Below are 6,317 nucleotides of genomic sequence, written 5' to 3' on the forward strand. Positions count from 1 at the left end.
GGTGGATCGGTCGCCGCGTGCATCGTAATCAGCTTGTCGCAGCAATCTGCCGCGCCCGCCGGGATGCTCCATTGAACAAGCCTGTCGTCGTCTCAGAGGAAACGCTGACCGAGCCCGTCATCGTCGGTGACGTCGCGCCCGCCGCTAAAGGTGCCGCGGGGCCGGCCTATGTCGTGCTTGCCGGCATCAGCTTCTCGCACTTCCTCAACGACACCATGCAGTCGCTGATCGCTTCCGTGTATCCGATCCTGAAGGACACCTACGCGCTCGACTTCGCGCAGATCGGCATGATCACGCTGGCCTTCCAGTTCACGGCCTCGCTGCTCCAGCCGGTGGTCGGCCACTACACCGACAAGAAGGCGCAGCCCTATTCGCTGTCGATCGGCATGGCCTCGACCTTCTTCGGTCTGTTGCTGCTCAGTGCCGCCCACCAATATCTGGTCATCCTCGTCGCCGCCGCGCTGGTCGGCCTCGGCTCGGCGGTGTTTCATCCCGAATCGGCGCGCATCGCGCGGCTCGCCTCCGGCGGCCGGTACGGCTTTGCGCAATCGGTGTTCCAGCTCGGCGGCAGTTTTGGCACCTCGATGGGACCGGTGCTCGCCGCGCTCATCGTCGTGCCGTTCGGGCAGGGCAGCATCGCCTGGTTCTCCTCGATCGCCTTCCTCGCGATCCTCATCCTCTGGCGCATCGGCCGCTGGTACGAACCGCAGATCAAGGCGAAGAAGACCGCGGTCGCTCAAGCCCATCCCGACGCGCCGAACTCGCGTCGCGTCGTCGTTGCGCTCCTCGTGCTGGTCGCGCTGCTGTTCTCGAAACAGCTTTATGTCTCGAGCCTGTCGAGCTACTACATCTTCTATCTGATCGACCGCTTTGGCGTGTCGACCCAGGCGGCGCAGATGTATCTCTTTATTTTCCTTGCGGCGAACGCGGTCGGCGCTTTTCTCGGTGGTCCCTTGGGCGATCGCTTCGGCCGCAAGATCGTGATCTGGATTTCGATCCTGGGAGCGCTGCCGTTCACGCTGGCGCTGCCCTATGCCGGGCTCTATGCGAGCGCGGTGCTGTCCGTGATCATCGGCCTGATCATCTCCTCGACGACGTCGTCGATCATCGTGTTCGCGCAGGAGCTGGTACCGCATCGCTTCGGCATGATCTCCGGCGTGTTCTTCGGTGTCGCCTTCGGCATCGGCGGCCTTGGCGCCGCCGTGCTCGGCAAGCTCGCCGATCACACCTCGATCGCGTTCGTCTACCAGGTCTGCGCTTACCTCCCGGCGATCGGCCTGCTTGCGGTGTTCCTGCCCAAGCTGCCGCGGCACGGGCGTTAACATATCCTGTCTTGCTGCAACGCGGCTTCATACATCGTTAGGAAATGCGGCGGCGGCGTCGCATTTGCGCTGCATTTCTGCAACGCTCGCGCCGCATGCGCGTGTGAGTTGAGAAAAAATCAACCTTAAAAATTAGGGTTAAGTGGCGCTTAAACATTTGCTGGCATCGTCCGGGACGTGAGTTTCCAGAACGTGAGGCGCCGTATTTGCCTCACCGGCCAAAAGGACGAAGCCAATGCGTAGCGTTAAGTCTCTCCTTGCCGCGGGTGCGGCAACCCTGATCTCCTCGATGGCGTTCGCCGCCGACATGCCGATCGCGGCGCCCCCTCCGATGTACGCTCCCCCGGCTCCGCCCGCCGACTTCGGCGGCTGGTATCTGCGCGGCGACGTCGGCATGACCAACCAGCGCGCCAAGAGCATCGAGGGCGCCGTAGCGCCTGGGTTTACGAAGACGACGGAGGGACTCGGCTTCGACTCGGCGACGCTGTTCGATCTCGGTGTCGGCTACCGCTTCAACAACTGGTTCCGTGGCGACGTGATCGGCCAGTACCGGGGCAGGGCCAATCTGCACGGCAGCGACAACGTCATTGGACCCGGCTTCGTCGGCGTCAACAATTACAGCGGCAGCAAGTCCGAGTGGGTCGTCATGGCGAATGCCTATGTCGATCTCGGCACCTGGTGGTGCATCACCCCGTTCATCGGCGCCGGTGTTGGCGGCTCCTACAACAAGATCAGCGGCTTCCGCGACGACGGCGTGTCGTACAGCCCGCTGCTCAACAACAGCGTCGCCTACTTCGCCGACAACGGAAAGTGGAACCTCGCCTGGGCCGCCCACGCCGGTCTCGCCTACAAGGTCAATCCCGGGTTCACCGTCGAACTGGCCTACAGCTACATGAACCTCGGCGATGCGGCGCCCGGCAACTACCGCTTGTTCGACAACAGCGCCTCGGGTCCGTCCACGATCAAGATCAAGGAGCTCACCTCGCACGACATCAAGCTCGGCGTGCGCTGGGATCTCAGCAGCCCGCCGGCCTACATGCCGCCGCTCGTCACCAAGGGCTGATCGTCAGCTTGATCGGTTAGGATTTCTTAACGGCGCGGGATCATCCCGCGCCGTTTTGCTTTGCGTATTTTTCATGGCGCGCGGCGACGAAAGGCTCCGGCGCAACCATTGGTTAAGGTTAACGAGCCATGATCACGAGCGAAAGTTCGAGTTCGATGGAGCGTTCGATGCGTAGGCTTTTGTTGGCGGCGGCGATGTTGGGGACGGTCTCTGCGGCGCACGCGGCCGATCTCTCCGACTTGCCCATACTGCGCGGCAGCTTCACCGACGGCCTGAGCAAGTCCGGCGTCAACTGGCAGGGAAGCTATATCGGCGTTCAGGGCGGCTACGGCTCGTCGGACGAGAACTTCAAGGGCTCGACCAGCAACATGATGGCGGCGTTGTTGGCCGATACCTTGATCGAAAGCGAGATGGGCGTATCGCAGTGGAATCTCGGACTTGGCAAGGCGTCGCAGCGCACCAGCGGCTACGGCGCTTTCGTCGGCTACAATGCCCAGTGGGACGATGTCGTACTCGGCCTTGAATTCAGCTACCTGCACGGCAAGTTCGGTGGAAGCGCGTCAGCCTCGGAGCGCCGCGTCAGCGCCGTCGCCCTGTCCGACGGCAATTTTCACGACGTCACGGCGACCTCCACGTCATCGATCAACATCAACGACATGGCGACATTCCGCGGCCGCGCGGCTTACGCCTGGGGATGCTTTCTGCCCTACATGTTCGCGGGTCTCGCACTCGGAAATGCCGACATCATCCGCACGGTCAGTGCGCAGGACCGCATCAGCGCGACCCTGATAGGCCCTTATACTACACTCGCGCCGCTGAGCTCGACGGACGCCCAGCATAACCATTTGATCTACGGCTACAGCGCCGGTCTTGGTGTTGACGTCAATCTGGTCGGTGGCCTGTTCTTCCGCGGTGAGTACGAATACATCCGCTTCAGCTCGGCGGTCGACACCAGCATCAATACCGTCCGCGCGGGCCTCGGCTATAAATTCTGACGCGCCAGCGCGGGCCGATTGACATGCCGCCTCCGTCCTGATGCTCTGTCGCCGAATGCGCGGGGGCAGCGATGCGGATCTACGGCGATACCAATTCCGGGAATTGTCTGAAGGTGAGGTGGGTCTGCGACAAGCTCGCGCTGCCCTACCAGTGGATCGAGATCGACACCCGCAAGGGTGAGACCCGCACGCCGCAATTCCTCGAGATGAACGGTGCCGGCCAGGTGCCCACCGTAGCCTTCGAGGACGGTCGCACGCTGGCGCAATCCAATGCCATCATCCGCTATCTCGCGCGCGACAGCGCGCTCATTCCGCGCGATGCCTTCACTGCCGCCAAGATGGACGAATGGCTGTTCTGGGAACAATACAGCCACGAGCCCTATATCGCGGTGTGCCGCTTCCAGCTCGTCTATCTCGGCAAGGACGCCTCCGAGCTCGACCCCGAAAAGGTCAAGCGCGGCTATGCGGCGCTCGATCGCATGGAGCAGCATCTGGCGGCAAACCGCTTCTTCGCCGGTGATGACGTTTCGCTTGCCGACGTCTCGCTGCTTGCCTATACGCGCGTCGCGCATGAAGGCGGCTTCGATCTCGGTCGTTATGCCGCCATCCGCCGCTGGATCGGCGAAGCCGAGACCTTTCTCGGGCTTCCTAAGGTGCGCTAAGGCGCGCTGAGGCAGGAGTAACTTAATGAACGCCGAATCCGTCTTCATTCGTCCCGCGCGCCGCGAGGATGTTGCTGCGATCGTGGCGATGCTCGCCGACGATCATCTCGGGAGCGCACGCGAGCGCGTGGAAGATCCGTTGCCTGCGTCCTATTACGAGGCATTCGTGCGGGTCGAGCGCGATCAAAATCTCCAGCTCGTGGTTGCCGAGAGCGAGGGCAGGGTGGTCGGCTGCCTGCAGCTCGCGATCCTGCCGGGTCTCAGCTCGCAAGGCGGCGTGCGCGGTCTGCTCGAAGACGTTCGCGTTGCTTCCGATTGCCGCAGCCGCGGCATCGGCGAGCAATTGGTGCAATGGGCGGTGACGGAAGCGAAAGCGCGTGGCTGCAATCTGGTCGAACTGCTGACGCATCAGACGCGAACGGATGCGCAGCGCTTCTACAAGCGGCTTGGGTTCACGGCGAGTCACGTCGGCATGACTGTCCGCTTTTGACGCAGCACGCTATGCGCCTTGCGCGGTCAACGAAATCCGATCGCGCATACGTTCATATTAAGAGCTGATAAACCACCGCTACGGCGTTCACGTTGGTGAAGGAACGAACGGTGCTACGGGACGTCGAAACCGGGCTCGATCGGTTCGGGGATTTCGATGACAAGCTATTCGATGATCAAGGTCGGCAACGACTACGTCGTGCAGGCCAATGACAAATGCATTTTGAAAGTCGGCAGCCGCCGCCGCGCCGCGCAATTGATCAGCGAAGCCACGGACTTGCTGAACGCGCTCGCCGCCGTCGAATCCCCCAAAATCGCGCCGGAGGCGCCATCACTCGCGCGTGAGGCCCCGGAACTTCCTTGACGACCCTTCCCGATTCCCGTATCAGCCGCGGCGGGACACCTCCCCCCAACGGGAGGCTTACTATCTGGAAGGGTAGACGATGACTGTAGCGAAGCCCGCTTCGCGGCCGAACGTGCCGCATTTTTCCTCCGGCCCCTGCGCCAAGCGCCCCGGATGGAATGCCCAAAATCTCAAGGACGCAGCGCTCGGCCGTTCGCATCGCGCGAAGGTCGGCAAGACCAAGCTCAAGCTCGCGATCGATTTGACGCGCGAAGTGCTTGAAGTGCCCGCCGATTATCGCATCGGCATCGTGCCGGCCTCCGATACCGGCGCGGTCGAGATGGCGCTGTGGTCGATGCTGGGTGCGCGGCCCGTCACCACGCTCGCCTGGGAATCCTTCGGCGAGGGTTGGGTCAGCGACATCGTCAAGGAATTGAAGCTCAAGGACGTCACCAGGCTCAACGCGGCTTATGGTGAGATCCCCGACCTCTCCAAGGTCGATCCGAAGTCCGACGTCGTCTTCACCTGGAACGGCACCACCTCGGGCGTGCGCGTGCCGAATGCCGACTGGATCAGCGCGAGCCGCGAAGGTCTGACCATCTGCGACGCCACTTCGGCCGCGTTCGCGCAACCCCTCGACTGGGCCAAGCTCGACGTCGTCACCTTCTCCTGGCAGAAGGCGCTCGGCGGCGAAGCCGCGCACGGCATGCTGATCCTCTCGCCCCGCGCGGTGGAGCGGCTCGAAACCTACAAGCCAGCCTGGCCGCTGCCGAAGATTTTCCGCATGACCAAGGGCGGCAAGATCAACGAAGGCATTTTCGTCGGCGAGACCATCAACACGCCATCGATGCTCTGCGTCGAGGATTATCTCGACGCGCTGAACTGGGCCAAGTCGATCGGCGGTCTGAAGGCGCTGATCGCGCGCGCCGACGCCAATACCAAGGTGCTCGCCGACTGGAAGGCGAAGACGCCCTGGATCGACTTCCTCGCCAAGGACGCCGCGATCCGCTCCAACACGTCGGTGTGCCTGAAGTTCACCGATCCCGCGATCACCTCGCTGTCCGAGGACGCGCAGGCCGACTTCTCCAAGAAGCTGGTGGCGCTGGTCGAGAAGGAAGGCGCGGGCTACGACTTCGCCTACTACCGCGATGCGCCCGCCGGCCTGCGCATCTGGTGCGGCGCCACCGTCGAGGCCAGCGATGTCGCGCTGCTGACCCAGTGGATCGACTGGGCTTTTGCCGAGACTAAGGCCACGCTCGCCAAGGCGGCGTAGTTTTTACCTCTCCCCGTTCTTACGGGGAGAGGTCGGGTCGCGCAGCGATCCGGGTGAGGGGCTCTCTCCGCGAGCACCTCGCCTGTGGCGGGGGGGGGGCCCCCCCCCCCCCCCCCACACCCAAGGGGGGGGGGGGGGGGGGGGGGGAGACGGCGGAGAAAAAAAGCCGA

The 6,317-nt window shown here is 63.2% G+C and carries 7 protein-coding genes; all 7 read left to right on the forward strand.

Annotation, left to right across the window (positions count from 1 at the left end; translation table 11 throughout):
• Positions 1 to 71 precede the first annotated feature (71 nt).
• The 7 genes from AC0L2J_RS10495 (at position 72) to AC0L2J_RS10525 (ending at position 6,147) form a co-directional block, all read left to right on the forward strand.
• Complete coding sequence (locus tag AC0L2J_RS10495) at positions 72 to 1,322, forward strand: MFS transporter (protein WP_473389105.1); 1,251 nt, start codon at positions 72 to 74, stop codon at positions 1,320 to 1,322.
• A gap of 235 nt (positions 1,323 to 1,557) precedes the next feature.
• Positions 1,558 to 2,385 (forward strand): outer membrane protein, encoded by an 828-nt coding sequence (locus AC0L2J_RS10500; protein ID WP_007614746.1) that lies wholly within the window; start codon positions 1,558 to 1,560, stop codon positions 2,383 to 2,385.
• Between the two features lie 167 nt (positions 2,386 to 2,552).
• On the forward strand, positions 2,553 to 3,380 hold the full coding sequence (locus tag AC0L2J_RS10505; protein ID WP_007614744.1) for an outer membrane protein: 828 nt from the start codon (positions 2,553 to 2,555) through the stop codon (positions 3,378 to 3,380).
• A 71-nt stretch (positions 3,381 to 3,451) separates the two neighbouring features.
• Entirely contained in the window at positions 3,452 to 4,042 is a 591-nt protein-coding gene (locus tag AC0L2J_RS10510; protein ID WP_473389111.1) for a glutathione S-transferase family protein, read from the forward strand.
• A gap of 25 nt (positions 4,043 to 4,067) precedes the next feature.
• Complete coding sequence (locus AC0L2J_RS10515) at positions 4,068 to 4,532, forward strand: GNAT family N-acetyltransferase (RefSeq protein ID WP_473389115.1); 465 nt, start codon at positions 4,068 to 4,070, stop codon at positions 4,530 to 4,532.
• A gap of 171 nt (positions 4,533 to 4,703) precedes the next feature.
• Entirely contained in the window at positions 4,704 to 4,895 is a 192-nt protein-coding gene (locus AC0L2J_RS10520) for a hypothetical protein (RefSeq protein ID WP_231170993.1), read from the forward strand.
• 79 nt (positions 4,896 to 4,974) lie between these two features.
• Complete coding sequence (locus tag AC0L2J_RS10525; protein WP_473389118.1) at positions 4,975 to 6,147, forward strand: phosphoserine transaminase; 1,173 nt, start codon at positions 4,975 to 4,977, stop codon at positions 6,145 to 6,147.
• Positions 6,148 to 6,317 lie beyond the last annotated feature (170 nt).

The sequence above is a fragment of the Bradyrhizobium sp. MV1.5 genome, assembly GCF_055807615.1.